Raw genomic sequence first — 2,808 nt, forward strand, 5'->3', positions numbered from 1 at the left:
CGTGGCACGTGAGGTGCGACGGAACGCCAGCATATCGAAGGCGTTTTCGCAGGACCTTTGGATTCTATGAGGGGCTGGCCGCGGTTGAAGGGCCGGACGGAGCGCACCACATCGGGGCAGAAGGCCAAGATGCGTATAGCGAGAAGTATGACTGGTGCGGCAACTTCCAACAGGGTCGATGCACCGTTCGCAACAAGGACAACACCTACCACCACATAACGCGCGAAGGCGTCGCCGCCTACTCTGCCCGATGGTGCTACGCGGGCGATTATCGCGACGGGATTGCGGTCGTGCAGGCGGCCTGCGGGCACTCAACGCACGTTGATCTTAACGGGATATTGTTACACGGGGTTTGGTTCGTTGACCTCGACATCTTTCATAAAGGTTACGCGCGCGCGCGGGACGATGAGGGTTGGATGCACGTAAACCTCCAGGGGCGACCTGCCTATAGGCGACGTTTCCAGGCGGTTGAGCCGTTCTATAATGGGCAAGCGCGAGTGGAGCGATTTGACGGCGCGCTCGAGGTCATTGACGAAAGTGGGACAACACTTGTTGAGCTGCGACCGGCCAGGCAATCGGAATTCGCGAGTTTGTCCCGAGACATGGTTGGTTTCTGGCGAACGCAGACAATCGGCACGGCAGTGAGCCTGGGCGTCATTGAGGCTTTGCCAGCAACCCGGCAGGCGGTCGCGGACCGTTGTAACCTCAGCACCGACGGCACGCAGCGACTTTTGAGAGCTCTGGGAGAACTGGGGCTTGCCGTTCAAGACGGTGAGTATTGGAAGCTCACGATGCGGGGTGGGCTGCTCCGGGCCGATCATTCCCTTACGCTGGCCGATGCGGCTATCGAGTACGCAGGACCTTTGTCGACGATGTGGCGAGGTCTCCCCGATGCCCTTCGGAAGAACACCAACTGGACCGCGCCCGACGTGTTCGGTGAGGTCGGGCGTGATGAAAAACGGCGCGTTGGTCATCATCGCATGCTTCGCAGTTACGCACGGCACGACTACACCGAAGTCTGCCTCGCACTCGGTCTCACCGGCGATGAACACATCATTGACGCAGGTGGGGGCGTCGGTGTGCTAGCCCAGCTGATACTCTCGGCTCACCCCAACGCCGAGGTCACGGTATTGGAACGCGCTGAGGTGGTGGCGATGGCGAATGCCGTGACTCCCGGATTGCGTTGGCGGAGCGGCAACCTGTTCGAGCCCTGGGAAATCGAAGGCGACGCGGTGCTCTTGTCACGCGTGCTGCATGATTGGGATGACCTTGATGCGATTCGGATTCTCACACATGCACGAGCCTCTCTCCCTGCGGGGGGACGTATTTACATTGTGGAGATGTTGGTCCCTGAGGAGAGCGTGGCCGGTGCGCTTTGCGATCTTCACCTACTTATGGCGACCGGCGGCCGCGAGCGGTCGTCGGAGCAAATCGGTGAGTTACTCCTCGCGGCTGGCTTTGAACTGAGCACGGTACGAAGGCTCCCGGCGCTACCCTCGGTCGCGGTGGGGGTGGCGCTGTGAGCGATGTAGACTGGAGAATCCCGCCCTCGGTGCTTCGTCTTATTGAGAGCGCACCGGAGGATCGCGCGGTCGTCATACTGCTCAGGCATTCGGTCCGTGATGAACTACCTCTCGGCGATGTTGGCTATGACCTCCCCATCACGGACATTGGGCACCAACTTGCGTTCGAACTCGGCGGCCTTTTCCGCGGTCGGTTACGGACACTTCACGCAAGTCCGCTGGTCCGCTGTGTTAAGACGGCGGAAGCACTCGCTAAGGGGGCGGACGCCGCGATCACCGTCGTCTGCGATCCTCTCCTCGGAGACCCGGGTGTCTTCGTCGTCGACGGCAGGCGCGCTTGGACGAACTGGGAGGAACTCGGCCATGAGGGTGTGATGCGTCATCTGGTCACCGAAACCTCGGCGCTTCCAGGAATGGCGCGACCAGACGAGGCCGCGCGCTTCCTTGTACAGTCGATGCTCTCCGCGGCAGCCGACGAGCCTGGCGTGCATGTTTTTGTGACGCACGACTCGCTAATAACCGCTACCGCGGCACGCCTTCTTGGTCGAAAACTCGGGGCTGCGGACTGGCCCTGGTATCTCGAGGGGGCGTTTTTCTGGGAGACCCATGAAGGTATAAATACGGCCTACCGAGACGATGAAGCGGTACACATCGGGTCGCTCTGCGGCCTGACCGAAAGTGATGTGATCGAGTTTGCCCGGCGAGAGGTGGCCGCGACAATTGGACTCGACTCAGGTGCGCGTTTTTTTCTGGCAGGCGGCGCCTTTAAGTCGCTGATCACAGGGCGTCCACCGCGCGACCTTGATGTTTGGGCCCCCTCAGCGCGCGACCGAGGCCTTATTATTGAATCATTACTGGCTCGCGGTGCGAGACACACAAATCCGAGCGCGTTTTCGGATGTATTCGAGCTAGCCGGCCGGGTGGTCGAAGTTCCTTACAAAACTGAGCCGGAAACGCTGTCCGAGCGACTCGCGCGCTTTGATATCGGGCTCTCTGCGGTTGGCGTCGAGCATCGACCGTACGATAGGTGGTCGGCGATTATTACTGCTTGATTGATTCTTCCGATTTTGATTGCGGCCCTGGTCGAAGCCTGATCTAACGCGCTTATGGACATTTCAAACTTCACATCCTCGTGCGCAGATCTCGAATCCTTCTGCGATTTCGTCTTCGGCGACTGTTCGGGCAAGCCGCTCAGGGCCAACCTCGGGGCGTGCGTTGAGGCGCGGCTGTCGACGGCCAAACGAAAGACCCATCAGCCGGCGGGGATTCAACTGGCCGCGACGCC

2 protein-coding genes and 1 pseudogene (1 of these 3 only partly in view) are annotated in these 2,808 nt (G+C 60.4%); all 3 read left to right on the plus strand.

Features of this window, described 5'->3' with window-relative positions; translation table 11 throughout:
* Nucleotides 1-1,523: the 3' portion of a methyltransferase gene (locus tag FRC98_RS03680; protein ID WP_146979931.1), read on the plus strand. The gene continues 142 nt to the left of window position 1, outside the view; the window shows 1,523 of its 1,665 coding nt (coding positions 143-1,665); its start codon lies off the left edge, out of view; the stop codon is at nt 1,521-1,523.
* Nucleotides 1,520-2,575 (plus strand): histidine phosphatase family protein, encoded by a 1,056-nt coding sequence (locus tag FRC98_RS03685; protein WP_146979932.1) that lies wholly within the window; start codon nt 1,520-1,522, stop codon nt 2,573-2,575. The genes FRC98_RS03680 and FRC98_RS03685 overlap by 4 nt, the downstream gene beginning before the upstream one ends.
* A gap of 54 nt (nt 2,576-2,629) precedes the next feature.
* Nucleotides 2,630-2,808 (plus strand): annotated as a pseudogene (locus tag FRC98_RS22280) (IS701 family transposase); the annotation flags it as partial.

Origin of the sequence: Lujinxingia vulgaris (genome assembly GCF_007997015.1) — a bacterium.
Lineage (GTDB): Bacteria > Myxococcota_A > Bradymonadia > Bradymonadales > Bradymonadaceae > Lujinxingia > Lujinxingia vulgaris.